Genomic DNA, 26,598 nt, shown 5'->3' on the forward strand with positions numbered 1-26,598 from the left:
CCGTGCACTCACACACAAGGGACGGCATGAAGGTTGGAGTAACCGGCGGAAACGGATTCATCGGCCGGTATGTATGCGAGGAACTTGCATCGCGCGGCCACGTTCCGCTTGTGTTCGATCACAGGGGGCACGCGGAACGCGACCTTCCCTGGGAGGTCATGCGAGGCGACATTCGGGACGCCACGACCATGACGGAATTAGCTGCCCATTGTGATGCAATTGTGCATTTAGCGGCCGTTCTCGGCACCCAGGAAACCATCACCAATCCGCGTCCGGCCGCCGAGACCAATCTCATGGGCGGGCTCAACTTCCTGGAAGCGGTCGCCCAGTACGACCTGCCCGGCGTCTACATCTGCGTGGGCAATCACTGGATGGACAACAGCTACTCCATCTCCAAAACGGCTGTGGAGCGTTTCGTCCGCATGTTCAACGCCCACCGCGGGACGAGGGTGAACAACGTCCGGGTCGTCAACGCCTACGGCCCCCGCCAGCAGGCCGCACCGCCGTTCGCCCCCGGCAAGGTCCGCAAGATCACGCCCGCCGTCGTCTGCCGGGCGCTGAGCGGGATGCCCGTCGAGCTGTACGGCGGCGGCACCCAGGTCTCGGACATGGTCTGGGTCGGAGACGTGGCGCGGGCGCTCGTCTCCGCCCTGGAGACCGCCGCCGCCGGAGAGGTGCTCGACCACGTCGTGGAGGTCGGCCCCACCTCGTCCTCCACCATCCGCGAGGTCGCCGAGCTCGTCATCGACCTGTGCGAGGCCCGCGGCTACCCGCGCGTGCCCATCGCCGACCTGCCGATGCGGCCGGGCGAGACGCCCGACACGGCCGTCACGGCCCAGACCAAGACGCTCCTGTCGGTGGGCATCGAGCCCAGCTCGCTCGTCTCCCTCGACGAGGGCATGGCCCGGACCGTGGACTGGTTCATCGAGAACCGCGGCATCCACTGGAACGTCCCCGGCGCGGTGGCCACGGCGTGAAGCGACTCGTCATCCTGGGCGGCTCGGACGGAACGATCAGCTCCTTCCGGGCGGCCCGGCGGCTCGGGCTGGCCACGATCTGCGTCGACATGCGCGCCGACGCGCCCGGAGTGCGCGAGGCGGACGAGTTCCTGCACCTCAGCACCCGTGACGTGGAGGCGGTGACGGCCGCGCTGCTCGGCCGTGACGACGTGGTCGGCATGCTCGCCCCGGGAACCGACATCAACCTCCCCTCCCTGGTCGAGGTGACGGAGCGGCTCGGGCTGCCGTGCGGGCTCTCGGCTGCCACGGGGGGAGCCTCTCCGGACGCTCCCGCGCTCCGGGCGTCGGTGGACAAGGCGTACTTCCGGGAGGTCTGCGCACGGGTGGGGCTCGGCGGGCCCGCCTACGTCAGCGGCACCGCCGCCGAGGTCCTGCGCGACACGGCCCGCCCCGCCTTCCCCGTCATCGTCAAGCCCGTCGACTCCGGCAGCTCACGGGGGATCACGGTCTGCGCGGCCCCGTCGGAGCTGGCCGCCGCCGTCGAGGCCGCGGCCGCCGTCTCCCCCACGGCGACCGTGATCGTCGAGGAGCTGGTGACCGGCCGGGACCTGTGCGGTGAGGCGTTCCTCCAGGACGGCAGGGTCGCCCTGCTGGGGCTCAGCGACCGCGTGGTGGCGGCTCCCCAGGTCGTCGCCGTCGGCCACGACATGGCCCCCCGCGACGAGGCGCTGACCCGCGAGGTCACGCGGCAGCTCGAACTGGTCTGCGCCGAGGTCGGCTACACCGACGGCCCCCTCAACCTCGACCTCTTCGTCACCGGCGACACCGTCGTGCTGATCGAGATGGGCGCCAGGATCGGCGGCAACGGCATGGGTGAGGCACTCGGCCTCATGTACGGCGTCGACACCGTCGCGGCCGCCGTCCTGCTGGCCGTCGGCGAGCGCCCCGAGCTCTCGCCCCGGTGGACCAGGCACGCGTCCGTCCGCATGCTCCGCTCCCCCTCCGCGGGCACCCTCGTGGCGCTGGACGGCCTGCCGGACGCGCTGGCGCTGCCCGGCGTGGCCGACGTGGTGGTCACCGCCTCGCCGGGCGAGCGGGTCGTGCCGTACACGGAGTGCCGGGCCAAGCTGGGCTACGTGCTGGCCTCCGGGGCGTCGGCCGCCGAGGTCGCGCAGGTGCTGGCCGCCGTCGAGGACCTGGTCCGGGTCAGCGTCGATGCGGGCTGAGTTCTCGGCGACGCGCTGGGAGCGGGCCTACCGCCGCGTCGTCTCCACGGCGTTCCGGCGGGTGCCCTTCTACCGGGACCAGTGGGTGGCGGCGGGCCGGGCCCTCGACGAGCCCGAGCCCACGCCCTCGGCCGCGCTGGCGGGCCAGCTGTTCCGGCTGTGCCCGTTCGCGCTGCCGTTCGACCCCTCCCGGGAGCCGTCGCTGTGGACGGGCGACGGCTCGGACCTGCGGGACGCGCTCGCCCTGGCGGGCGCGCCGCGCCGGACCCCCGTGCTGGAGGTGCGTGCCGCGGTGCTCGACCGGCGCACCCTCGCCGCGCCGCCGTTCGCCTGGCGCGGCCCCAGGTACGGGGTGCTGCTCGGCCCGGACGCCAAGGTCGTCGACGAGAGCCGCCGCCACGCGCTGAACGCCGCCGCGCTCCGGCTGGCCACCGAGGCGGGGCGGGCGGTCGTGGTGGGCGAACGGGCCGCGCTGGACGCGGTCCTGCCGGAGCTGACGGGTGTGCGGGTCAGCGTCGTCGAACGCCTGTCCCTCGCCCAGGCCGCCAAGGTGGGGGACGCGCCGGTGCGGGCGGGGGACGCGGCGGTCGTGCACGACCCGCGCCTCGGCTATCTCGCCTCGATCGTTCCCGGCTGCGGCAGGACACATCTGCTGTGGCGGCACTTCCACGCCCGCCCGGCCGGGGGGACGCTGACGTTCACCGCGCTGCGCCGCCGAAGACCCATGCTGGTGAACGTGGTCCCGGACGACCCCGGGACGCCGGCCATCGCCGTCTGCCCGGAACACGGCACCCCTATCGTCTCCTTGCCCGCCTAACAGGAGAACCGGAGTCGGGTCATTGGCGACATTCCGACAGATGATCATGTCACGATCACCTCATACAGGCGCCGTGCCTGATGGAGCAGCTGGCTTGAGCCCTTGCGCGCGGCCAGGTCCGCCAAGCCCGGCATGTCGCTCCGCGCCCCGGTCGCTTCCGCCGCTCGCACGGCGACCTTGAGCAGCTCGCCCAGCCCGGCTTTGGCCTTCTCACCGGGCCCGGGCAGCAGCAGCGGGATCGCCGCCGCCAGGGCGGCCCGCACCTCGGCGTGCGCCCCGGCCGACGTGACCTCGTCGAGCACGCCGGTGACCCGATTGAGCTTGACCTGCTCGCCTCGGACCAGATGGCCCACAGCCCGGCCGAGGTCGGCCGCCGGCAGCTCACCGTACGCGGCCAGGGTGGTGATCGCATCGGCGGCGAGCGCCCGCTGGGCCGGGAGCCGATGCCCCATGCCGATGACGATCGTGCTGGCGGTCGCGATGCCCGCGGGCCCGCCGGCGTGCGCCAGGGCGGCCACGACCTCGACCTGGCCGTCAGTGCTGTCCATGACCCACGGCAGGCACGCCAGGACGTGGGCCGCGACGGCCTCACGGTGGGACGGCATGCTGGGCGGCCACCACACCATGTGCCGGGAGAACAGCGGATAGCCGGGCTTGGGGCTCAGGGTCCACAGCTCGGCGAGCTGCTCCGGGACTCCCTCGGGCGGCGTGAGGCCGGCATGGGCCTCCCGCAGTGACTTCGGGTAGTGCGCCGGGCGGTCGAAGGCCAGCAGCTCCCACGTCACGACGGGCTCGGGCAACCCGCCGTCGTGCAGGCAGGCAGCCAGCCGCCGGCCCGCCTGTGACGGAAGCTTCCGCGCCCGCGCCACCAGACCGGGATCGACGGGGCGCGGCAACCGCAGCAGCGCCTGCAGGAAGTCGGACTCCAGCGGCTCGGTGCCGCCCAGTTCCTCCATGCGCGTGACCAGGGTCGCGGCGTCGACGTGCCCGGTGGGCGAGGTCGGAGTGGCCAGCAGCACAGGGACCGACTCGCCCCGTTCGAACAGGGACATGACCTCGCGGAAACGCCGCTGGACGAATCGCTGGGGGGCGGGTTCGGAGCTGGGCCAGCGGCGGCTGCTCTCGTTCAGCGCCGCGGTCAGCGCGCGGCTGTCGTCGGGCGAGACGACGGCCAGCGCACAACGCATCAGCAGGGAACGGATGTCCTCGTCGAAGCCGGAAATGCCGTACACGTACGTGTGCGCGTCGAACGGATGCTGCCAGTTCGTCCGCCACCAGGACTGCAACCCCGCCACGACGGCGTCGCGGTCCTGGTGGGTGAGCCTGACCAGAGCGTCGAGGATGCGCTCGAACCGCGCGGGCACCTCCGGCCAGAGCGGTTCGGCCAGCTCGGCGGCCAGCTCCTCGACCGAGGAAATGGGCGGGGCCGGCGCGGGCAGCGGCGCCGCGGTCAACGTGGCGGCGCCCATGGGCTCCGGCTGGATCTCCTCCACCGCGCCGAAAGCGGCGGCGACCCGTTCGCGCAGGTCGACGGGCAGCCAGGTGGCCGCCTCGCGGATCGCCTCCCTGCCGGGCTCAGCGGTGTGCGGGGCGAGCTTGACGGCGACACGCACCGCGCGTTCGCGCAGGCCGGGCGTGTCCACATGGAAGACGGGCGCGAGCGCGGCCACCGCGAGGGCGCCCCTGGACGGCGACGCGGCGGCGATCCACTTCACCGCGGCCGCCATGTACTTCTTCTCCGGCCGGTACGCCAGCGCCAGGACCGCTTCGGCGAACAGCTCCCCATCGAGCGCCGGCTCCGCTCTGTGCAACTCCTCCAGCGCGAGCTGCACGACGGGCGAGGACGCCGACGGCAGCATCCGCACGAAGTCGGCCACCGGGATCTCGGCCACCTCCGGCTCCAGCTCCCGCCACAGCGTGACGAAGGGGGCCGCCTCGGCCGCGTCGGCTCCGGCCAGGAACCGGCTCACGCAACCGTCGAGCAGCATCTGACGCGGTATGCGGCCCGCCCCGGCCATCGCGACGAGCTGCCCGAGGAGGGTGGGGCCCTCCCCCCAGCCCCGGTCCCACATCAGCCCGTCCGCCACGCCCTGGACCTGGAACAGGCGGGGCAGCATGTGATCGAGCAGCCGATCGTCGCCGAGCACCTGGTTCGGGTTCACCCGCTGCCGCTCGGCCTTTCGCAACACCCACCCGGACACGAACGCGTCGTTCTCCGGCGGCTCCGCGCCCGTCTCGATCACCAGCGCCGCGGCCAGGTCCCAGTTCCCCAGCGCCTGTATGCGCCGCCATGTCGAACCGGTGGTCGGCCGCAGCCGCTGGACCAGGCGTACGGCCAGGTCGCGCCGCCACTCCTCCGGACGGTCGCTCAGCACGGACATGACGTGTGCGGCGTTGGCCTCCGGCTCCACCCAGCTCAGCTCACGCCGGTTGAGCCAGTCCGCCACCTGCCCGGCCCCGCCCAGGCAGGCCGCTCCGGCGAGACGGTAGAGCAGGGCCAGCTCGCGTATCCGCTGTTCGGCCTCGAACCCGGAGCGCCGGCGTTCGCCGAGATGAGCGGGCAGGTGCCGGGCGACCATGCGCTTGTCGTCGTCGCCGAGACCGTTCAGGTAGGTGACGAGGTCCGCGACCGAGCCTGTCTCAATGCGGTCTAGCAGCTCCTGGACGGCGTTCATGCGGGTGCCTCGCGCAACACGGTGTCGATCATGGACCGCAGCCTAGTACTCCAGCCGTAGTTCGTGATCTTCATGCCTGCGTGGCTTGTCGCCGGTAGTGACTGGTCTGGGACCGGGCCTGATGGCGGCGTCGCCAGTGGGACCAGCGGAGCCGGTGGGCCACGTCGTGGACGGGGCGGATGACGAGTGCGATGAACAGGCGCTGGATTTCGTTGCAGGTGAGCGGTATGAGGGCCTCGGGTGCGGGGCGGTGGGTGTGCTCGTCGGCGCGGACGACGGCGAGGAAGGCGTGGGCGAGCATGGCCAGGGTGACCCATCGGGACCAGGACGTGTAGCGGCGGACCTGGTGCTCGTCCAGTCCGGCCAAGCCCTTTCCGGACTGGAATGTCTCTTCCACCCGCCACCTTGATCCAGCGACGCGGACCAGCGTGGCCAGTGGCACCGGTTGGGGCGCGTAGCAGCGGTAGTAGGCGAGTTCGCCGGTGCTGCGGCTGCGGCGGATCAGCAGCTGACGACTGCCGGGAGCCGGGTCGCTGAGATAGGTGGCGGCCCAGTCGTAGAAGCGGTGTCCCTTTGCGCCCGTTCCGGCGGACAGCTTCTGCCAAGCCCGCTTCGGCAGCTTTCTGGCCAGGGCGTCCGTCCGGAACTTCCCGGCCTGGGTGGTGACTTCGTGAGAGCAGGCCACGGCCAGCACGTAGCCGGTGCCGCGTTCTTCCAGCGCGGCCCGCAGTTTCGGGTTGCCGCCGTAGACCTCGTCGCCCGCGACCCACGCGGCCTGGTGGCCGGCGTCCAGGAACCGGGTGATCATGCGGGAGGCCAGTTCCGGCTTGGTCGCGAAGGCAGTGTCCGAGCCGAGCCCGGTATCCCGGCAACGGCCGGGATCCTCGGTCCAGGAGCACGGGACGTACAGTTCCCGGTCCACCGCCGCGTGCCCGCGCCGACCGGTGTAGACCAGGTAGACGGCGACCTGGGAATTCTCGATTCGGCCCGCCGTGCCCGTGTACTGGCGCTGCACGCCGACCGTGCGCGTGCCCTTCTTCACGTCCCCGGTCTCGTCAACCACCAGTACCGCCTGGTCGTCGTGCAGGTGTTCCACCACGTAGTCACGCAGGTCATCGCGTACCTGGTCGGCGTCCCACTTGGCCCGGCCGAGCAAGTGCTGCATACCGTCCGGTGTCGCGTCCCCGGCATACTCAGCGAGCGTCCAGCAGTTCTTGCGCGGCAGGTCCGAGAGCAGCCCGAGCGCCAACTCACGGGCCCGACGTCGCGGTTCTACCCGAGCGAACCGGCCCGCGATGCGACCCATCAGAGCCTCGAACATGTCCTGCCAGCGGGCAGCATCTATGCTGTGACCCGCGGCCACCGCCTGATCTTCTGTCTTCACACACCGATGATCACCGGTGGCCGCACCTGTTCCAGAACAGCCCCCGCGAGCACGATCATGGTCGGGGCCCAGGCACCAGCTTTGGAATTGAGTCGGCCGATGGACATGTCCTCCCGAGAGATCCGTATACCCCTCAACGAGGCCGTCGCAGTCCTACAGGACCTGAACGAGTTCGTGGTCTCCCTCGACCAACTCGGATCCCGCATGGCATTGGGAACCGCCGACGAGCACACAATCGGCAATTTCATCCTCGACTGGGATGTTCCCCGGCGACTGGCCCGCGCCCGATGGGTCATCAGTAGCGCGTTGGATGAGCAACTGAGTAGGGAGGACAACCTCGAGATCGATGGCCTGTGCGAGCAGGGCCGCTTCTACGCAGACAGCGCCGGCTCCCCCTCCCCCGACCAGTCCAGCTGACGGCAAGCGCGTCAGGCCGGACCAATCGAGACGGGAACCAGCTCGGCTCGACCATGACCTGGCACCTGACCCGCAAGATCACGAACTACGGCTGGAGTACTAGGGATCCGCACCGACAATCGGGCATGGGACGCCGGCTCGCCGCTCTCATCGGCGCCCCCATGACCCATCTCGACGCCGTCCACTACGACGCCGACTGGAATTTCGCCGCCATCCAGGAGAAGCTCGTCGCCGGGCCCTCATGGGTGGTCGACGGTAACTACGCCTCCGCCTTGCACATCTGGCTGGCGCACTCATGGCGACCTTGACCGGCAGCAGCATGGCGGCCATGGAACCGGCCTTCGACTTGCGACCGGTGTGTTCACAGGCGCTAGAACGTCAGTTGGCCGACATCGCGAGCGGCCTGGGCGAAGGCACGAATGAGGTCGTTCTCCGATGCGGTGCTCCAGATGAGCGCCCAGCGCAGCGGTGGCGCATCGCGAATGGGCACATGGGCCAGGTCGGGCCGCGCGTAGTAGCGTGTGGAGTGACCGTAGACGGGTGAGACAGCCTCGCCGGCGGCCAGGATGGGGAGCATCTCCTCTCCGCTGGAGACGATCGGGCCGATCCGGATGGGACGTCCACTTGGAGTCCGGGTGGGGACGAGCGCTTCGCGCCAATAGCCGGGATTGGCACCGCCCATGACGATCTCGTCCCCCAGATCCTCGTAACACGCCCAGGGCCGCTCGGCCAGCCGATGGCCGGCCGACACGGCCAGCACGGGGGGTTCGGTGGCGACGATCGGCCCCACGGTGAGGTCGCGCTCCTCGACCGGGAGCCAGGCGAGCAGAACGTCGGTCTCCCCGGCGCGCAGGGGGCCGAAGGGATCGCTGAAGCTGACATAGCGGAGCTGGATCTCGCAGGTGGGCTGCCGGACCGTGAACGAGTCGAACAGGGGATGGAGCTCGGTGGTGTTGGTGCTGAGCATGCCCAGCCGCAGCACGTCGGTCTTCTTCCGCGCGGCCGACCTGGCCCGTCCCAGGATTTCGTGAAGCCCCTGGTAGACCGGGCGCAGGTCATCGTGGAGCCGGTGGCCGGCGGGCGTGAGCATGACGGCGCGGCTGTTGCGGGCGAACAACTCCGTTCCGATACTGCGTTCCTGCTTCTTGATCGCCTTGCTGACCGCCGCCACGGAGACGTGGAGCCGCTCTGCCGTGCGGCCGAAGTGCAGTTCCTCGGCGAGGGTCAGAAAGATCTCAATATCGCGCAGCTCCACACGACGCCTCTCCGTCGATCCCGCCAGCGAGATCGTTCATTCGGTGCGCAGTATGACATGTCGGGTCATTGGAGTATTCGCCGCGAGTATGACGCGGCGGCGCCATCGACCCCGTCACCAGACGCGGTCGGCTGCCCTGACCGCGCGCCGAGTACCTGTTCAAGACCGCCACGGCCCAGCTCGATCCGCACCGGCAAGGATGGACGCTGCACCAGCTCCGCCCGTCGGCTTGCAGCTCTCGCACAGGCCGGGCGCAGCGCACCCGAGCTGCAGGTCGGCCTCGTACCGCGTGAGCTGCTGGGCGAGACCTCAGCACCGTCGGCGCAGGCAACCAGGAACGGCGCTCCATCGCCTCCACCCGCAACGAGGAACCCACCATGACGCTCGCCGAACTCCCGCCGTCCCGCCTTGCGCAGCACCGTCCGGACGACTTCAGCGCCGTACAGCATTGCAGGTCAGGCACATCCGACCAGAATCTCCCCAGCCCCTCCCCCGCCACCAACCTGGCCGAGCGCCTGGGAGTGAATTCAGGCATGGCCGGCTACCACCCTGCGCAGGCTCGGCACCGCCGGATTCTCTCCCGCTACCGCCGCGCGGGTCCTTACGCCCGATGACCGGCCCGCTCGCGGCCATGACGGTGCCGCTGACCGGCATGCGGGTCCCGGCCATCGCGCTGCCCTGGTTCGTACTGACGGCGATCGTCTGGCCCTCGCCCTCGCCCGCGTGGTGCGTGAGCTGGGAGCGCTGCGCGGCTGAGGCCGTCAACCGTGGGTTAACGACCGTTGCGATAGTCGCCGTTGATGTGCAGCACTGCCCGGCGTGATGCTTGATCCATCCAAAGAACACGCCCGTCGGGAGGTAAATCGGGAAATGTACTTTTCTGGTGCTGTGGCGTGAACGTCGTCTCTTCCGCCGTATCCCTGATCGTCGCCGACCCGGCCACTTCCAGCCGGTTCTTCACCAGCCATCTCGGCTTCCGCGAAATCCTGGCCGGTGAGGAGTTCATCGCGCTGGGCCGTGACGACGCCGCCGTCGACCTGGTGCTGGTGGAGCGCGACCTGGAGCGGCGGCAACCGGGACAGGGACTGGCGGAGGTGATCGTGGTGTTCACCGTCACCGGCCTGGCCGCCGAGTACGAGCGGCTGCGCGGTGAAGGCGCCCCCATCACCATCCCGCTCCGGCGGGAGCCGTGGGGTGAGCTACTGATGCAACTCACTGACCCCAACGGCGTGGCGATCCAGCTCGTCGAGTGGATTTCCCCGATCACGGGCTGATTCCGACTGACCGACCAGATCGCGTCGTTGACCGTCACCGGCATCGCTGCCGAGGCATGCGTGTCCTGTCAGCGGCCGCGTCAGTACGGCGACGGCCCGGTATCAGCGCGACCGGCGATGGTTGACGCCATGAGCGGATCAGTGCTGCGGCCGCAACGCCTGATGCGACCTCCTCGGGCGACTGACCAGGCAATCCAGACACCGGGCACCACCAGGACCGCATTCCACCTCGGTCCCCCGGAGTGAATTCTTCTCATTGGTTCAAAGGAGCATGCAGTCATGTCCGTCACCCTTACCGAACAAGACAAGTTCACCTTGCGCACCGCCGCGTGGGGGGCCGTCTCGCTGATGACCGCCGCTGGTGCCGCCGGCTCTCCCCACAAGGCCGCCACCGAAGGCTCCATCGCCCTGACCTCCGCGACCGGCCTGGTCGGGCACGTGCTCACCAAGGCGCCCAAGGGCCTGAACGGCAAGTCCACCGCCGCACTGGCCGACCAAGTCCTGCCGGCCCTGACGGCAGCCATGAGCCTGCTCAAGGAGCAGGCTCCCGAAGAGGCCGACAACTTCCGCCGCACCGTCATCGTCGCCGTCGAAGCGGCCACCCAGCCCCAGAAGGGCGAGCCCGGCCCCACCATGGCGGAGATGGCCCGCAAGATCACCGAGGCCCTCGACGCTTCGGCCACGGCCGCCGCGGACAGCGGCCTGGCCGTGCCGCCGGCCGCTGCCGGGCACGAGCGCCCGAAGTTGCAGAAGCTCATCCAGGAGATGGTCGATTCCGGTTTCGTCGGGGTGACGTTGCGCGTGCACGACGATCGGGGCGAGTGGGTCGGCAGCGCCGGGCTGGGCGAGCTCGGCGGGACCGAAGAGCCGCCGACGGACGGGCACTTCCGGATCGGCAGCAACACCAAGACCTTCACCGCGACCGTGGTGCTGCAGCTGGTGGCCGAGGGTCGGTTCGAGCTGGACGATGTGGTGGCCGACTATCTGCCTGAGTTCGGGCTGGACCGGCGGATCACGGTGCGGATGCTGTTGCAGCACACCAGCGGGGTGTTCAACTTCACCGGCGACTACTACCCCGAGTACGTGCCGGGGGTCGTCTTTCAGGGCCGGGAGTGGGTGGAGGGCCGGTTCCGCACCTACCGGCCGGAGGAGCTGGTGCGGCTGGCGTTGTCCAAGCCGGCGAGGTTCGAGCCGGGCACCGACTGGAGCTACGCCAACACCAACTACGTGCTGGCCCGGCTGCTGGTCGAGAAGGTCACCGGCCGCTCGCTGGGCGAGGAGATGCAGCGGCTGATCCTGGGGCCGCTCGGGCTGTCGGGGACGGTGGCGCCGGATACCTCGACGGACGTGCCCGAGCCGCATGCCCACGCCTACTACCGGTACGAGGAGGGCGGCCAGGAGAGAGTGGTCGACGTCACCCGCCAGAACCCGTCCTGGATCTCCACCGGCGGTGACATGATCTCGACCACCGCCGACCTGGCCACGTTCATCTCCGCGCTGGTCGGTGGCAGGCTGCTGCCTGCCGAGCTGCTGGCCGAGATGTGCACGCCGGAACCGAAGGCGGGCTATGGCCTGGGGGTGTTCGTGCAGGATGTGCCGGGCGGCGGCACCGTCATCACGCATAACGGCGGCATCACCGGCCACGCGGGGCTGATGTACAGCACCCCCGACGGCGGCAAGACCCTCACCGCCGCGCTCAACTACGTCGATGACGCCGCGCTCTCCATGGCAGCGGCGTTCCAGGAGGCGACGCAGCGGCTCGTCCAGGAGGTGTTCGGCGGCGGGCAGAGCGGGCCGGCCGACGCGGCCGAGCCCGCCGCATAGATGCCGACGAGCACCGTTGGCGGACCTGGGACGTGCCGGTAGGCGAGCTGAAAGGCAACGACACCCGGGCCTCCCATCCCGATCCCACACATTCCGCTTGACCCGCAATGCTCGGCGAGCTGTTCGGCCGAGCGCGACATCAGAGACGAGGAACATGAACAAGCAATCACCACCAGCGGTCATGGTGACCCGGCCGCGTGGCATGGTCTTTCGGCGCGTGGCGGTAACGGCGCTGTCGGCCGCGCTGCTGGCCGGGACGGCCACCGCCGGAACAGCCGCTGCGCACAGCGGCGTGGCCGTGCCGAAGGTCGCTGCCGGCCAGGACCGGCCGGAGCTGCAGAATGCCATGCAGGCGTTCGTCGATGCCGGTTTCCTTGGGGCACAACTGCGCGTGCACGATCAGCGGGGCGAGTGGGTCGGCAGCGCTGGTGTGCGCAAGCTGGGCCAGACCGCCAAGCCGCCGACGAATGGGCGGTTCTGGGCGGGCAGTGTCACCAAGACCTTCACCGCGACCCTGGTGCTGCAACTGGTGGCCGCGGGCAAGATCGGGCTGGACGCTCCGGTGGCCGGCTACCTGCCGAAGCTTGGGCTGGACCAGCGGATCACGGTGCGGATGCTGCTGCAGCACACCAGCGGGCTGTTCAACTACGCAGGCGGCGAGGCCTACGACGACGGGACATACGTGCCGGGGCTCCCCGCCACCGGCGACGAGTGGCTGGACAACCGGTTCCACTCCTACACGCCGGAGGAGTTGGTCCGGTTCGCGTTGTCCAAGCCGGCGCGCTTCGAGCCCGGGACGGACCAGAGCTACGCCAACACCAACTACACGCTGGCCCTGCTGCTGATCGAGAAGGTCACCGGCCGCTCCTACGCCGAGGAGCTGCAACGGCGGATCCTGCGGCCGCTCGGGCTGCGGGACACCGTGGTGCCGGGCAACCGGACCGAGCTTCCCGGGCCGCACGCCCACGGCTATTACCGCTACCAGGACGCCGGCCAGCAGAAGGTGGTCGACATCAGTCGTCAGAACCTCTCCCTGCTGGCCGGCGCAGGTGACCTGATCTCGACCACCCGAGACCTGCACACGTTCATCTCCGCGCTGATGAGCGGCAAGCTCCTGCCGGCCCCGCTGCTGGCCGAGATGCGCAAGCCGTACGGGAAGTACAACTACGGCTTCGGGCTGTTCGTGCAGGACCTGGGCCCGAACTGCGGCACTGTCTACCAGCACAACGGCAGCCCTCCGCACGGCTACGGGGCGCTGATGTACAGCTCACCCGACGGCAGCAAGACCTTGACCGCCTCGGTGACCTGGGTGGACGAGGCCACCAGGGGCCCGGCCAAGGACTTCCAGAAGCTGGTGGACGGGCTCGTCAAGGAGGTGTTCTGCGGCGGGCCGGCCGGGGCGGCTGAGGAGGCCAAGCAGTCTCAGTAGACAGCGCCGAGCACCGCGGACCGTACGTCGTGAAGGTGGACGCCTGTCTCAGGACCCGAGCTCCGTCCTCGTCGACCCCGGCTCCTTCGGTTAGGGCGTCGAAGGAGCCGGCCGACCGGTACGTCGCGATGACACGCGCGACCCAGCAGTTCGTCATCCTCACAAGCTGACGACCGGCCGCGGCGTCCTGCCCGGCCTCGTCGTGGCGGCCCGCCACGACGAGGCCGCCGCTGTCAGTTGGGCGAGTCACGGCGGATCTCGTCAGGCCAGGCGAGCGGCACGCCGAGGGCGTTGGCGACCTGCCCGATGCTCAGTTCTGATGTGCTGCCGGCCATGGAGCCGACCGTACGCCGTTGACCTAGACAAAGGTCTAGCATCTAGCTTCCGGATCATGGCAACGCCTCAGCACAAGCTTGGATCGGGATTCGGCGCCCGGAGTACCGCGAACGATGTTATGCGCGGGATCGATCTCTCCGGCACGCTCGCCATTGTCACCGGGGGCTACTCGGGCCTCGGGCTGGAGACCAGCCGCGCGCTCGCCCGCGCCGGAGCCCACGTCATCGTTCCGGCCCGGCGCAGGACGGCCGCTCGGGAGGCGGTCGAGGGCATCGAGGGCATCGAGGTCGACGAGGTGGACCTGGCCGACCTTGGCAGTGTCCACGGATTCGCCGATCGGTTCCTGACGTCCGGGCGGGAGATCGACATCGTGATCAATAATGCCGGGATCATGGCCTGTCCCGAGACACGGGTCGGCCCCGGGTGGGAGGCGCAGTTCGCGATCAACCACCTTGGCCACTACACGCTTGTCAACCTGCTCTGGCCGGCGATCGCCCGTGGCGGGGCTGCCCGCGTTGTCGTCGTGGCCTCCGGCTTCGACCTGGTCTCAGGAGTGCGCTGGGACGACGTGCACTTCCAGCATGGCTACGACAAATGGCAGGCATACACACAGGCGAAGACGGCGAACGTGCTGTTCGCCGCGGAGCTCGACGTGCTCGGTCGGGACGCCGGAGTCCGGGCGTTCTCGGTGCATCCGCGGTACATCCTCACTCCGCTGCACCGCCACCTCACCAAGGAGGAGATGATCGACGCCGGCTGGATCGATGCGGCCGGCAAGCAGGTGAACGACGACTTCAAGACGCCTGCGCAGGGCGCGGCGACGCAGGTATGGGCTGCGACCTCACCGCAGTTGGCCGGTAAGGGCGGCGTCCACTGCGAGGACTGCGACATCGCCGAACCCTTCGGCGACGGCATGGGGGTCGACCCCGGACAGACCAGGCGCTTGTGGAGACTGTCGGCAGAGCTCACCGGCGTCAACGCGTTTCAATGAGCATCGCCGACACCACCATGTGCCTTCACGACCTCCGTCATGGAGCCGCCTCGACTGCGCCGGCCGCGCACGTGGATCTGCGTACCGTTCAGGGGCGACTCGGGCACGTCGGCATTGTGCTGACCGCGGGCACCAACACGTCCGTGCTGCCGGAGTCGTACCCCGAGACGGCGGAGGCAACGGCCCGGCCGGTACTGACGACGGTGCGCACGACCGCCTGAACCGTCCGAAGAATCCGGTGGTCCCAGACGTGACCCAAGCATGACCCAGATCAAGAACCGAGATCTTGCCCAGATCGGAAACCACAGGTGGGAGTGGTAAGGCGCCCAGGCTCGAACCCGGAACCTATGGATTAAAAGCCATCGAATCGTGCCTCATTGCGTCACGGTGTCATACATTGTCTGCTTTCGAAATGTCGAAGAATGTCGCCCGCTGCCATTTCCCATGGGACTTGGCGCGGCCTCACGAGAGTCGGCGTCATTCGTGGCTCTGTGTCATCGAGTTGGCGTGCCCGCCGTCTGTTGTCCCGTCTCACATGACTTGCGGTAGTCTCGTCGATCATGAGGCATCCGACTGTTTGTCTCACCTGTCCGAGGAGCAGCATCGGCGTTGAAAGGACCGGGGCATAGCCAAGCGGGAACGCGCCGACGCCATCCATTACGGCTGGGCTGTAGCGAATGCGCTGACGGCGGCGGGCATCGAGAACAGTGGCGCCGCACCGGCCGGGGGGCCGGGCAAGTTAAAGCGTGCCCTGACGATCTCGCTCCTGGACTGCTACTGGCACATCCCGGACTTCGAGAACTCCGTTGAGATGAGCCTCAAATGGGACGAGGAGCACGGGTGGGCGTTGCTCGACGTCAACGAGCCCGGTGCCGTGCGGGGTTTCGCCTACACCTACTACGACCTCGAGCTGGGTGTGTTGCCTGAACCGGCCAGGGTGGCACGGCTCGTCAACTCGGTTCTGGCCGGGAAGGAGTGTTTGGGCATCGGTCCCCGCCGCAAGTACCGCATGGCCATCAAGCACAATTCGGACTTCGAAGCCGCCCTGGCTGCCTACCCCGGCGAGGCGCCCAAGTGATTCCGGCGCACCACGGTGAGTTTCCTCGATATGCCTCAAGCCCAACGAGACACGACATCGGTGGCGGCGTCGGAGTCTCACAGTTCTGGCGGGCGAGCGGTGAATGTCTCACCGAAGTCGGCGTGAAGTGGAGGAAGTCTCAGTCGTCTGGCGCGCGCGATCGCTACAGTGCGTCACCATCTCGGCCCGGGCGCCCACCCGCGGTCCGCTCCATCCGCGCCCTCATTCTGCGCCTGGTTCGGGAGAACCCGGCCATCATGGACGACGTCCCGCCGAGGCCGGCATCACGACGACGCTCACCGGCATTCGGATGCCGCGTCCCTGCCGGGAGCGACCTTCTGGCACTCACCGTCACGGCCCCCTCCTGCTGGCATCCATCCTCGGCATTCACCGTCTCGACGCACTGACAGGGAACCCATGCTGTCCTCTCCGATCACGCGCCCGTCCACCCCGTTCTGGCGGGACAACGGGGCGGCGCTGCTCATGGGAGCCCTGGCGGCGGCGCTGGCCGTCATGGTCAGGTTCGTCATCCCCTACGAGCGGGAGATCACCTCGGCCTGGATGCTCCTGGTCAAGCTGACCCCTCAGATCGCCGCCTGCGTCGCCGTCGCCTGGCTGGACGTCGCGTGGGCGCGGTGGCTGCGGCTGCACCTGGTGACGCTGCCCGCGATCTTCCTGGGCTTCCTCTGCTACTTCGTGCCCAAGACGTTCATGACCGCGCTGGACATGGTGGACGGGTCAGCGGTGTTCGAGGACCTTTACCTGCATGTGGTGGTGTTCGTGCCGTTCCTCATCGTCGGGCTGGTGCTGTCCTACCGGGTCGGCGGCGGCTCGCGGGAGGGGGTGCTGCGGATCGGCGCAGCCATGACGATCCTGCAGATGTCGGGCCTGGAGGATCTGGTGGCGGTCGTCATGAACCGGCGGCTGAACGGGATCCCCGAGGTCTGGGACTGGGCGCACCACATGACGGTCCGGCTGGGGCATCCCGCGACGCGGAACGAGGCATACGCCTTCATCGCGGTGCACGTCGCGCTCGCCGTCCTGACGCTGGCGCTCCCCCGGCGGTGGCTCGCCGGGCTCGGCCGCCGGCTGCGCCCCACCGGAGCCCGCTCGGGCGTCTAGCCTTCCCACGTTCGAGCTGGAGCCGGCCGCCGGGGCGCGGCTCCGGACGCTTCCGCCGGGAGCCCGCTACCTGACGCCGGCCTCCTTCATGTCGCGCAGTTCGCGCTTGAGCTCCTTGATCTCGTCGCGGAGCCGGGCCGCGACCTCGAACTGCAGGTCCGCCGCCGCCTGGTGCATCTGCTCCGTCAGCGACTCGATGAGCGTCTCCATCTGCGCCCGCGGCATCTCGCCCGCGATGGCCTTGGCATGCTGGCCGGCCTGCCTGGCGGCGAAGCCGGGCACCGGCGCCTTGCCGCGCGACTGCTGACGGCCGCCGCCGAGCAGGCGGTCGGTGTCGGCGTCCTCGCGCTGCAGCGAGTCGAGGATGTCGGCGATCTTCTTGCGCAGCGGCTGCGGGTCGATGCCGTTGGCCACGTTGTAGGCGATCTGCTTGGCCCGGCGCCGGTTGGTCTCGTCGATGGCCCGCTCCATCGACGGCGTGATCTTGTCCGCGTACATGTGGACCTGGCCCGAGACGTTACGGGCGGCGCGGCCGATGGTCTGGATGAGGGAGGTCTCCGAGCGCAGGAAGCCCTCCTTGTCGGCGTCGAGGATGGCCACCAGCGACACCTCGGGCAGGTCGAGGCCCTCGCGCAGCAGGTTGATGCCGACCAGCACGTCGTACTCGCCGACGCGCAGCTCGCGCAGCAGCTCGATGCGGCGCAGCGTGTCGACCTCGCTGTGCAGGTAGCGCACCCGGATGCCGAGCTCCAGGAGGTAGTCGGTGAGGTCCTCGGACATCTTCTTGGTCAGGGTGGTGACGAGGACGCGCTCGTCGCGCTCGGCCCGCTCGCGGATCTCGTGGACCAGGTCGTCGATCTGCCCCTTGGTGGGCTTGACGACCACCTCGGGGTCGACCAGGCCGGTCGGCCGGATGACCTGCTCGACGACGTCGCCCTTGACGCGGCCCAGCTCGTAGGAGCCGGGCGTGGCCGACAGGTAGACGCTCTGCCCGATGCGCTCCAGGAACTCCTCCCACTTCAGCGGCCGGTTGTCCATCGCCGACGGCAGGCGGAAGCCGTGGTCGACCAGGGTGCGCTTGCGGGAGGCGTCGCCCTCGTACATGGCGCCGATCTGCGGCACCGTCTGGTGCGACTCGTCGAGGACGAGCAGGAAGTCCTCGGGGAAGTAGTCGAGCAGGGTGTTGGGGGCGCTGCCCGGCTCGCGGCCGTCCATGTGGCGCGAGTAGTTCTCGATGCCGGAGCAGGTGCCGATCTGGCGCATCATCTCGATGTCGTACGTGGTGCGCATGCGCAGCCGCTGCGCCTCCAGCAGCTTGCCCTGGCGCTCCAGCTCGGCGAGCCGGTCGGCCAGCTCCGCCTCGATGCCGCGCACGGCCGCCGACATCCGCTCCTCGCCGGCCACGTAGTGGGAGGCGGGGAAGATGTAGAGCTCCTCGTCCTCCGTGATGACCTCGCCGGTCAGCGGGTGCATGGTGGACAGCTTCTCGATCTCGTCGCCGAACATCTCGATGCGGACGGCGAGCTCCTCGTACTTCGGGATGATCTCGATCGTGTCGCCGCGCACCCGGAACGTGCCCCGGGTGAAGGCCAGGTCGTTGCGGGTGTACTGCATGTCGACGAGGCGGCGCAGCAGCCGGTCGCGGTCGATGTCCATGCCGACGCGCAGCCGGGTCATGCGGTCGACGTACTCCTGCGGCGTGCCCAGGCCGTAGATGCACGACACGGAGGCGACCACGATCGTGTCACGGCGCGTGAGCAGCGAGTTGGTCGCCGAGTGGCGCAGCCGCTCGACCTCGTCGTTGATCGAGGAGTCCTTCTCGATGTAGGTGTCGCTCTGCGGGACGTACGCCTCGGGCTGGTAGTAGTCGTAGTACGAGACGAAGTACTCGACGGCGTTGTTGGGCAGCATCTCGCGCAGCTCGTTGGCGAACTGGGCGGCGAGCGTCTTGTTGGGCTGCATGATGAGCGCGGGGCGCTGCAGCCGCTCGATCAGCCACGCGATGGTGGCGGTCTTGCCCGTGCCCGTGGCGCCCAGCAGGACGTTGTCCTTGGCCCCGGCCTTGACGCGGCGCTCCAGCTCGGCGATGGCCGCCGGCTGGTCGCCGGAAGGAGTCATCTCGGTGACGACCTCGAAGGGCGCCACCTTCCGCTGCAAATCAGTGACCGGTCGCATGCTGCCACTGTAGGTCGCGCCACCGACAGAACCGCCCGCCGGTGGGCTCGCGGCGGGCGACGCCGCGCTCGCACTCCGGCGGCGCGATATCGCAACAGACCTGTGAGATCGCACTGCAAGCGAACAGCAAGTCCCACCCGATACGGTCGAAACCGCCTGTAGCGGAAAAGGAAGGTGCTATGTCACGACCCAGAGAGGCGCTCGTCCAAGCGGGCCAGGGCGTCGCCCAGGCCGTCATGCAGGGAGGTGACTTCAGGCAGGCGGCCGGTCAGGTGGCGGGCCAGCTGATGAGCCAGGCGGGTCAGGCCGGCGGCCAGGCACCCGGATTCGCCCTCAACCCGCACGACTTCGCCGCCGCCCGTGACGGCGGCGCGTCGGTGGGCACGCTCATCGAGGCGCGCACCGCGTCGTTGAACGAGGCCGGCGAGATCATCAACCGCAGCTTCGCCGAGAACGGCATGCACGTCATCTCGCCGGTGGTGATCCCCAAGGGCAGCACCGCCAAGGTCGTGGTGCCGCTGGGCATCCTCGTGGTGCTCGGCCTGATCGGCGCCCTGGGCAACGTCATCCCCCGGACCGAGCTGCTCTTCGGCCCCCACTACTGGGTGGTGCTCGTGCTGGCGGCGGCGTTCCTGTGGTGGCGCCGCAGCGTCGTCATGGTGCCCGAGGGCTGCAAGGCGCTGATCACCAAGTTCGGCAAGCTCGTGCACATCGCCGACCCGGGCCGCGTGACCCTGATCAACCCGTGGAAGCGGGTCAGCTACATCGTCAACACCACCCGCGAGTACCCCTTCAACGCCCCCATCCGCGAGGCGCCGACCCAGCAGGGCGTCAAGGCCAGCGTCGACCTGTTCCTCCAGTTCAGGATCGAGAACCCGGCCGAGTTCATCTTCGTGCTCGGCTCGGTCAGCGGCTTCCAGTCCAAGCTGCAGAACGCCATCAGCGAGGTCACCCGCTCCCTCATCTACGCCCAGCGCGCCGAGGACATCTACGACCTGGTGGGCGAGAGCACGCTCGGCATGCTGGAGAGCCTCAACCAGCAGTTCCTGCCGGCCGTCCGGCTCACCGACGTCAACATCACGCACGCCGAGCCGTCCAGCCAGGAGTACCGCATGGACCTCGCGGCGCCCGAGATGGTGCGGGTCGCCAAGGAGGCCTACACCTACGAGTACGAGCTCCAGCTGCGCAAGGAGCAGAACGAGGGCGACCTGGTCAAGGAGCTGGCCGGGCTGCACGAGACGCTCAGCGCCATCCAGGCGGAGATCGCCGGCTACCAGGCCCGCATGGACACCGCCCTCGAACGCGCCTCCCACCAGGCCAAGGCCCAGGCCAGGCAGCGGCTGGTCGAGGCGGAGTCCACGGCCAACGCCAACTCGGCGCTGCTGGAGGCGCAGGCCCTCGACATCCGGGCGCTGAGCGCCGCCGAGGCGCCGGAGATCCTCGACTACCGCTTCCAGCAGGACCTGCTGGACAAGCTGGAGTCGGTCTCGTCGCGGCTGCCCCAGGTGGTGCAGGTGGGCGAGCGGACCGACATCGACTTCCTGGAGCTCGCCCAGCAGCTCGTCGGGGGCCGGGGCGCGGCGCTGTTCTCGGCCGAGGACATGGCGGCGATCCGGGGCAGGCTGTCGGCGATCGGCGAGCGCGTGCGCGTCCGTGAGGCGGAGATCGCCGCGCTGCTCGGCAGGGCGGCCGACGTGGACGCCTCAGCGGTGACGCCGGTGACGGTGGACGTGATGACGGAGGGTGAGGTCCGATGAGCGGCCGCGAGTTCTCGAAGATCAAGGAGTCGCTGGCGTCCTGGTCCGACATCCGCCAGCTCCTGCGCGGCGGCGAGCAGGGCCAGCTCGTGCCCGTGGTGATCCCCAAGGACCGGCGCGGGTTCGCCTGGATGACGCTGGTGTTCCTGGCGGTGTACTTCGCCGGGATGGCGGTGGTGACCGACGTCCAGACCCTGCCCGCACTGGCCGCGCTGCTCCTGCTGGCCCTCGCGGCCGTGCTGATGTGGCGTAAGGCGATCATCGAGATCGAGGAGGGCACGACGGGCGTCCGCAGCCGCTGGGGCGCGATCACCGGCACGTTGCCGCCCGGCCGGCACTACCTGTGGCTGCCGTGGGACCGGGTGGACGCGGTGGTCGACACCTCCACCGAGATCCCGTACTCGGCGCCCATCGTGGCCTGCCCGACGGCCGAGAACGTGCCGCTGAAGTCGATCGAGTTCTTCCTCAAGTTCCGCATCGTGGACCCGGTCGCGTTCGTGCGGACCATCGGCGCGGGCAACTTCGACCTGGTGCTGGCCAGTGCCGTGCAGGACGCCATCCGGCAGCGCAGCCGCCGCGTCCAGACCGAGCGCGCGTACGACCTGCGCGGATCGGACGTGGGCGACATGCAGGAGGCGCTCAACCGCCAGCTCGGCCGGTACGGCGTGCGCGTCACCGGCGCGAACATCCCCGACGTGCAGCTTCCCGACCAGTACCAGCAGCACCTGGCCACCCGGGAGAAGGTGGCCAAGGAGCTGTCGGCGTACGAGCGGGAGTGGGAGCTGACCCGCAAGCGCCGCATCGACACCCTGCTCATGGAGATCGAGCGCTCCAAGAAGACCCGTGACGCCCGCGTCGTCGAGGTCAAGGCCGCCCACAACACGGCGCGCAAGGACGTGGCCCGCATGCTGGAGGAGCAGGAGACCGAGGCGCAGCGCGTGCGCTGGGAGATCGAGGCGCGCGGCCGGGCCGAGCTGACCTCCGCCGAGAACGAGGCCAAGGCGCTGCGCCGGCTGGCCGAGTCCTACCGTGACAACCGGGCCGTGCTCCAGTACGAGCTGGCCCGCCGCCGCCTCGACGTGGGCGCCAAGCTGGCCGAGAGTGCCCCGCAGCCACTGGTGGTGCGCACCCAGCCGGGCTCGGGCGACGCCTCGGCCCTGTCCACGATGCTGCTGGCCCAGTTCCTCCCCCGCATCTCGGGCCAGGTGGCCGCCCCCAACGGCGCCACTCCCCCCGCCCAGCGCTGATCCGCCGGCGCTGGAACCGAACGCATAGGAGAAGGACCCCATGGTGTTCCGCAAGCTGATGGCCGCGTTCGGCGCGGGCGTCGAGGTCGACACGGTGCTGTCCGGCACCACCGTCCGCCCGGGTGACCCGCTGCGCGGCGTCGTGAACTTCCGCGGCGGCGGCTCCGACTACAAGGTCGAGGGCATCCACCTCGACCTGACCGCCGTGGTCGAGGTGGAGAGCGGCGACAACGAGTACAAGACCACGTACAGCTTCCTGCGCCAGCAGGTCGCGGGGGCGTTCCAGCTCGCCGCGGGGGCGCAGCACAGCCAGCCGTTCGAGCTCCAGATCCCGTGGGAGACGCCGATCAGCACCGTCGGCGGGCATCCGCTGCACGGCATGCGGCTCGGCGTGCAGACCGAGCTGGCGCTGGCGGGCGCGCTGGACAAGGGCGACCTCGACCCGCTGTACGTGGACCCCCTGCCGGCGCAGCAGCACCTGCTGGGCGCGCTGGACCGCATGGGCTTCCACTTCAAGAAGGCCGACCTGGAGCGGGGCACGCTGTACGGCTCCACCATGCCGTTCTTCCAGGAGATCGAGTACCACGCCGGCGGCCAGTGGCGGCGGTACTTCAACGAGCTGGAGCTGACGTTCATCGCGGGGCCGCGGCAGATGGACGTCATCCTGGAGGCCGACAAGCGGGGCGGGTTCCTGACCTCCGGCCACGACGCCTACAACCGCTTCACGGTCCGCTACGACGCCGGTCCCGGCACGGCCGACCAGGCGCTGCAGCAGGGCCTGGAGGGGATGGCCCGCCACCGCGGCTGGTTCTGACGCGTCCCGGAGGGGGCCGCGCCACGGCCCCCTCCCCCCGGCGCGCGGCGACCGTATCTTCCGCGAGCTGGCACGGGCCTGGAGCGATCGTTACCATGGCGCTCGGGGACTGAACGATCGTCGGATGCGGGGCCAGCGATGTCACGGTTCAGGTCGGCGTGGAGCCGGGTCGCGCCATGGGCGGCCCAGAACGCCGACGGGGCGATCGCCCTCGTCCTGGCCATCGTCGTCGGCGTGCTCGGCATCATGCCCGACGAGGTGTTCGGCCCCAAGGGCGCCGAGGTGCAGCAGCAGCTCGTCAGCGCCGCCACGCTGGTGATCCTCGCGCTCGTGGCCACCGCGCTGCTGCGCGACCGCGTCCGGCAGGCGCCCGTCGAGGAGACGATCACCTCCGGCGCGCTCGCCGAGCTCCCGGCCCGGCTGGCCCGGCTGGACGAGATCGACGGCCTGGTCGCCGGCACCCGCAAGGCGCTGGACGTGCTCCAGCTCGTCCGGGTCCTCGGCAGCCGCCAGGAGATCGCCCAGGCCCACGCCGAGGCGCGCGAGGACACCACCCGGTGGAGCTTCAAGGGCGGCACCGGCACCTACCTGCGGGCCGTCACCCTGCCCAGGTGCGTCGCCGCGGCCCGCCGGGTGAAGCGGCACCTCACCGTGCGCGTCGAGATCGTCGACCCGACCAACGCCGAGGTGTGCGAGACGTACGCCCACTACCGGCGGTCGCTGTCCGACACGCCCGACGGAACGGGCGAGACGTGGACGACCGACCGGGTCAGGAAGGAGTCGTACGCGACGATCCTGGCCGCGTTCTGGCACCGCCAGCGCTACGGCCTGCTGGACATCGGGGTGGGCCTGTCGGCGACGATGACGACGTTCCGCTGGGACCTGTCGGCGACCCGGCTCATCATGACCGTCGAGGACCCCAACCGGGCGATGACCGCGCTGGCCGGCACGTTCTTCTACGAGAACTGCGACACCGAGCTGCGGCTGAGCTTCGAGCAGGCGCGCCGGGTGCCGCTGGAGAAGTACAAGAAGGTGCCGCTCAGCGACGAGCCGACGGTCGAGGAGGTCCAGGAGCTGTTCGAGCGCATCGGCGTGCCGCTGCCGCGCTCGTACAACGAGCACGACGTGGTCGACATCGCCCGCAAGGCGCTGCGCGCCGTGAATCCGTACGGGGGGTGAGCGGGGGGTGGGCCACGACGACGTCTACCGGGAGCTGGCGGGGGGCCGGGCCGGCGAGTGGGCGCTGAAGGCGCTGTCCGGCGAGGTGCGGGCCGTGCGTCACCCGCTCGGGTTCGTCTGCCTGCCGCTGGAGCGCTCGGGCGGCGACGGCGTGTGCGTCCACCTGTGGTCCGGGGCGCTGGCGCACGCCGAGAGCACCACCTCGCAGATCCACTGCCACAGCTGGGACCTGTTCAGCCACGTCCTGTACGGCCAGATCCGCAACGTCCACGTGGACGTGGCCGACGCCGGGCCCGACGCCACCCACCGGGTGTTCGAGGTGGTCAGCGACCCGGGCGGCGACCACCTCAGCCCCACCGGCCGCACCGTGCGCCACGCGACGGGCCTGGTCGAGGTGTTCGGCCCCGGTGACAGCTACACGCTGCGCGCCGGCCGCTTCCACAGCAGCGTGGTGCCGGAGGGCGGCGAAGCGGCCACGATAGCCCTGGGCCGGGGCAGGCGGGGCAGCCGCGACCTGTCCCTCGGCCCGCTGGCCGGCCTCGGCCACCACGTCTCCAGGCAGCCGCTCGACCCGGAGGAGACGGCCCACGCCGTCCGCCTGATAGCCGCCCACCTGACCTGAGGGGTGCCGATGGACCTACAGCACGCTCGCGCGGTCGCCGTCGAGGCCGCCGAGGCCGCCGGGCGGCTCATCCGGGGCGGCGCCGGCGGCGCGCTCGGGGTCCGCGCCAAGGGCCGCTCCGGCGACGTGGTGACCGATCTCGACCTCGCCTCCGAGAAGCTGCTGCTGGAGCGGGTCCTGACCGCGTTCCCGTCGCACACGGTGATCGCCGAGGAGTCGGGGCTGCTGGGGGCGCGCGACGGCGAGTGGACGTGGCTCGTCGACCCGCTCGACGGCACCAACAACGTGGCGATCGGCCTGCAGGCGTACGTGGTCGGGGTGGCCCTGTGCCGGGGCGGGCGGCCGGTGCTGGGCGTGGTCCACGACCCGGTCGCCGGGCAGACCTGGTCGGCGGTGCGGGGCGAGGGCGCGCTCACCTCGTCGGGGGCGCGGCTCGCGCCGCCGTACCACGCGACGCCGCACGGGCCGCTGCTGGCCTGGACGCAGGGCTACGCCGTCTCCCGCGGCGACGCGGCCGTGCTCGGGCTGAAGGCCGGGCTGGAGGGGCACGCCCGCAGGATGCTGCAGCTGTGGGCGCCGCTGCTGCAGTGGGCGATGCTGGCCAGGGGCGACATCGACGGCTTCGTCGGCTACCGGGCGGAGGCGGTGGACCTGCCGGCCGGGGCGCTCATCGCGCGGGAGGCGGGCATCGAGATCCGGGCGCTGGACGGCGGGCCGTTCGAGGAGCGTTTCGACGGCCCGGCGGAGGACCGCAGCTTCGTCGCCGCCCACCCGCGCGCCCTGCCCGCCCTCCTCGACGTGGTCAGGAGGTCAGGACGAGCGCCCACACCGTGACGAGGAGGCCGGAGACGGCGAGGCCCGCGCCGGTCAGCAGGAAGCGGCGCATCGGCACGCGCACGTCGTGGCGGCGGCACGACTCGAACCACAGCAGCGTGGCCAGCGAGGCCCACGGCGTGATGACGGGGGCCACGTTCGTGCCGATGAGCAGGGCGAGGAGCTGGTCGCGCTCGCCCGAGGGGATGACCTGCTCGACGGCCTTGTAGGCGGGCAGGTTGTTGATGGTGTTGGCGAGCCCGCCGCCGACGGCGGCCGTGCGGTACGGGTCGTGGCCCGTGCCGAGCATCCAGCTCATCAGGTCGGCCAGTCCGTACCTGCTGAGGGTGGGGACCACGAGGAACAGGCCGGTCACGAAGATGAGGAGCTGCCACGGGATCAGGCCCCAGGTGAGCCGCTTGCGGGCGCGCAGCGCGTAGGCGGCCACGACGATGAGCGCGGCGGCGGGCGCGGCGACGCCGACCTGGACCTTGAGCAGGAGCGCGACGATGAACAGCACGCAGGCCGCCGAGGCGACGGCGAACAGCACCCGGTCGCCGACCGGCTCCAGCAGCGGCGGCGTGTAGCGCAGGTCGCGGCGCTCGCCGCGCCGCCAGTAGAACACCCACAGGAACGCCATGGTCACGACGATGGAGGCGATCTGCGGGGCCCACATGCGGGCGGCGAACTCCTGCGCGTCCAGGCCGATCTTCTGCATGCCGAGCAGGTTGGTGAGGTTGGAGACCGGCAGCAGCAGGCTCGCGGTGTTGGCCAGCCAGATCGTGGTCATGGCCAGGGGCAGGGGGGCGATGCGCGCCTTGGGGGCCAGGGCCAGCATGACCGGGGTGAGCAACACCGCAGTCGTATCAAGATTCAGAAATATCGTGACGAAGGATGCGAAAGCCGTACAGAGGAGGAAAAGGGCGGCGTAGTTGCCGCGTCCCAGCACCGCCATCCGCGCCGCGATGACGTCGAAGACCTGGGCCTCCTTGGTCAGCTCCGCCAGCACGATGATCCCCACCAGGAACACCAGCAGCGGCCCGATGTCGTTCAGGCTCTCGGCGGCCTCGCTCAGTGGGAGCAGCCCGCTCGCCACGAACAGCACACCGAGCGCCAGGAGGCCGATCCTGATCCAGTCGAGCACGCCCAGACGCCGCCACACCCGACGATGATCGCACATCGCCTCCCCAACGCCGATGCCGCG

General features: G+C 70.1%; 24 protein-coding genes. 19 read left to right on the forward strand and 5 right to left on the reverse strand.

Annotated features, from left to right (window positions below; genetic code table 11):
- Positions 1-26: 26 nt before the first annotated feature.
- Genes ACIBG4_RS02355 through ACIBG4_RS02365 form a run of 3 tightly spaced genes read left to right on the forward strand, consistent with a single transcriptional unit; the run spans position 27 to position 3,002 of the window.
- Positions 27-977 carry an NAD-dependent epimerase/dehydratase family protein gene (locus ACIBG4_RS02355; protein WP_397200323.1) on the forward strand — a complete coding sequence of 317 codons (951 nt, stop codon included), beginning with the start codon at positions 27-29 and terminating at the stop codon, positions 975-977.
- A complete protein-coding gene (locus tag ACIBG4_RS02360; RefSeq protein ID WP_397200324.1) occupies positions 974-2,185 on the forward strand; it encodes an ATP-grasp domain-containing protein in 1,212 nt (403 codons plus the stop codon). The genes ACIBG4_RS02355 and ACIBG4_RS02360 overlap by 4 nt, the downstream gene beginning before the upstream one ends.
- Positions 2,175-3,002, forward strand: coding sequence for a hypothetical protein (locus tag ACIBG4_RS02365; RefSeq protein WP_397200325.1), 828 nt, complete (start codon positions 2,175-2,177; stop codon positions 3,000-3,002). The genes ACIBG4_RS02360 and ACIBG4_RS02365 overlap by 11 nt, the downstream gene beginning before the upstream one ends.
- Positions 3,003-3,046: 44 nt before the next feature.
- Here the strand turns inward: ACIBG4_RS02365 and ACIBG4_RS02370 are convergent, their stop codons facing one another.
- Together ACIBG4_RS02370 and ACIBG4_RS02375 are read right to left on the reverse strand one after the other, a co-directional pair.
- The gene (locus ACIBG4_RS02370; protein ID WP_397200326.1) at positions 3,047-5,677 is read right to left on the reverse strand and encodes a DUF6493 family protein; all 2,631 of its coding nucleotides are present in this window, start codon (positions 5,675-5,677) and stop codon (positions 3,047-3,049) included.
- A 70-nt stretch (positions 5,678-5,747) separates the two neighbouring features.
- On the reverse strand, positions 5,748-6,983 hold the full coding sequence (locus ACIBG4_RS02375; protein WP_397200689.1) for an IS701 family transposase: 1,236 nt from the start codon (positions 6,981-6,983) through the stop codon (positions 5,748-5,750).
- Positions 6,984-7,025: 42 nt separating this feature from the next.
- Here ACIBG4_RS02375 and ACIBG4_RS02380 point away from each other — a divergent pair, with 42 nt between their 5' ends.
- Entirely contained in the window at positions 7,026-7,478 is a 453-nt protein-coding gene (locus ACIBG4_RS02380) for a hypothetical protein (RefSeq protein WP_397200327.1), read from the forward strand.
- Positions 7,479-7,639: 161 nt separating this feature from the next.
- On the forward strand, positions 7,640-7,786 hold the full coding sequence (locus ACIBG4_RS02385; protein ID WP_397200328.1) for a hypothetical protein: 147 nt from the start codon (positions 7,640-7,642) through the stop codon (positions 7,784-7,786).
- A gap of 62 nt (positions 7,787-7,848) precedes the next feature.
- Here ACIBG4_RS02385 and ACIBG4_RS02390 read toward each other — a convergent pair whose 3' ends face one another.
- The gene (locus ACIBG4_RS02390; RefSeq protein WP_397200329.1) at positions 7,849-8,733 is read right to left on the reverse strand and encodes a LysR family transcriptional regulator; all 885 of its coding nucleotides are present in this window, start codon (positions 8,731-8,733) and stop codon (positions 7,849-7,851) included.
- 610 nt (positions 8,734-9,343) lie between these two features.
- On the opposite strand from ACIBG4_RS02390, the gene ACIBG4_RS02395 reads away from it, so the two are divergent.
- From ACIBG4_RS02395 to ACIBG4_RS02430, 8 genes are all read left to right on the forward strand, one after another.
- Positions 9,344-9,556, forward strand: coding sequence for a hypothetical protein (locus ACIBG4_RS02395; RefSeq protein WP_397200330.1), 213 nt, complete (start codon positions 9,344-9,346; stop codon positions 9,554-9,556).
- A gap of 70 nt (positions 9,557-9,626) precedes the next feature.
- A complete protein-coding gene (locus tag ACIBG4_RS02400; protein ID WP_397200331.1) occupies positions 9,627-10,007 on the forward strand; it encodes a VOC family protein in 381 nt (126 codons plus the stop codon).
- Between the two features lie 279 nt (positions 10,008-10,286).
- A complete protein-coding gene (locus ACIBG4_RS02405; protein ID WP_397200332.1) occupies positions 10,287-11,831 on the forward strand; it encodes a serine hydrolase domain-containing protein in 1,545 nt (514 codons plus the stop codon).
- 217 nt (positions 11,832-12,048) lie between these two features.
- A complete protein-coding gene (locus ACIBG4_RS02410) occupies positions 12,049-13,260 on the forward strand; it encodes a serine hydrolase domain-containing protein (RefSeq protein WP_397200333.1) in 1,212 nt (403 codons plus the stop codon).
- A gap of 391 nt (positions 13,261-13,651) precedes the next feature.
- The gene (locus ACIBG4_RS02415; protein ID WP_397200334.1) at positions 13,652-14,587 is read left to right on the forward strand and encodes an SDR family NAD(P)-dependent oxidoreductase; all 936 of its coding nucleotides are present in this window, start codon (positions 13,652-13,654) and stop codon (positions 14,585-14,587) included.
- Positions 14,584-14,808, forward strand: coding sequence for a hypothetical protein (locus ACIBG4_RS02420; protein WP_397200335.1), 225 nt, complete (start codon positions 14,584-14,586; stop codon positions 14,806-14,808). The genes ACIBG4_RS02415 and ACIBG4_RS02420 overlap by 4 nt, the downstream gene beginning before the upstream one ends.
- A gap of 431 nt (positions 14,809-15,239) precedes the next feature.
- Entirely contained in the window at positions 15,240-15,665 is a 426-nt protein-coding gene (locus ACIBG4_RS02425) for a DUF6292 family protein (RefSeq protein WP_397200690.1), read from the forward strand.
- 417 nt (positions 15,666-16,082) lie between these two features.
- Positions 16,083-16,787, forward strand: coding sequence for a hypothetical protein (locus ACIBG4_RS02430; RefSeq protein WP_397200336.1), 705 nt, complete (start codon positions 16,083-16,085; stop codon positions 16,785-16,787).
- Positions 16,788-16,853: 66 nt separating this feature from the next.
- Here the strand turns inward: ACIBG4_RS02430 and uvrB are convergent, their stop codons facing one another.
- Positions 16,854-18,962, reverse strand: coding sequence for an excinuclease ABC subunit UvrB (uvrB, locus tag ACIBG4_RS02435; RefSeq protein WP_397200337.1), 2,109 nt, complete (start codon positions 18,960-18,962; stop codon positions 16,854-16,856).
- 179 nt (positions 18,963-19,141) lie between these two features.
- On the opposite strand from uvrB, the gene ACIBG4_RS02440 reads away from it, so the two are divergent.
- The 6 genes from ACIBG4_RS02440 (at position 19,142) to ACIBG4_RS02465 (ending at position 25,415) form a co-directional block, all read left to right on the forward strand.
- On the forward strand, positions 19,142-20,719 hold the full coding sequence (locus ACIBG4_RS02440) for an SPFH domain-containing protein (protein WP_397200338.1): 1,578 nt from the start codon (positions 19,142-19,144) through the stop codon (positions 20,717-20,719).
- Entirely contained in the window at positions 20,716-21,966 is a 1,251-nt protein-coding gene (locus ACIBG4_RS02445; RefSeq protein WP_397200339.1) for an SPFH domain-containing protein, read from the forward strand. Before ACIBG4_RS02440 ends, ACIBG4_RS02445 begins: the two co-directional genes overlap by 4 nt.
- Positions 21,967-22,006: 40 nt before the next feature.
- Positions 22,007-22,780, forward strand: a complete 774-nt coding sequence (locus ACIBG4_RS02450; protein ID WP_397200340.1) for a sporulation protein — start codon at positions 22,007-22,009, stop codon at positions 22,778-22,780.
- Positions 22,781-22,918: 138 nt separating this feature from the next.
- The gene (locus tag ACIBG4_RS02455) at positions 22,919-23,959 is read left to right on the forward strand and encodes a hypothetical protein (RefSeq protein WP_310716644.1); all 1,041 of its coding nucleotides are present in this window, start codon (positions 22,919-22,921) and stop codon (positions 23,957-23,959) included.
- A 7-nt stretch (positions 23,960-23,966) separates the two neighbouring features.
- On the forward strand, positions 23,967-24,581 hold the full coding sequence (locus ACIBG4_RS02460; RefSeq protein WP_397200341.1) for a hypothetical protein: 615 nt from the start codon (positions 23,967-23,969) through the stop codon (positions 24,579-24,581).
- A gap of 9 nt (positions 24,582-24,590) precedes the next feature.
- Complete coding sequence (locus tag ACIBG4_RS02465; protein WP_397200342.1) at positions 24,591-25,415, forward strand: inositol monophosphatase family protein; 825 nt, start codon at positions 24,591-24,593, stop codon at positions 25,413-25,415.
- On the opposite strand, the gene ACIBG4_RS02470 is transcribed toward ACIBG4_RS02465, so the two are convergent.
- On the reverse strand, positions 25,384-26,556 hold the full coding sequence (locus tag ACIBG4_RS02470; RefSeq protein ID WP_397200343.1) for an SLC13 family permease: 1,173 nt from the start codon (positions 26,554-26,556) through the stop codon (positions 25,384-25,386). The genes ACIBG4_RS02465 and ACIBG4_RS02470 overlap by 32 nt on opposite strands.
- Positions 26,557-26,598 lie beyond the last annotated feature (42 nt).

This window comes from Nonomuraea sp. NPDC050383 (genome assembly GCF_044459125.1).
Lineage (GTDB): Bacteria > Actinomycetota > Actinomycetes > Streptosporangiales > Streptosporangiaceae > Nonomuraea.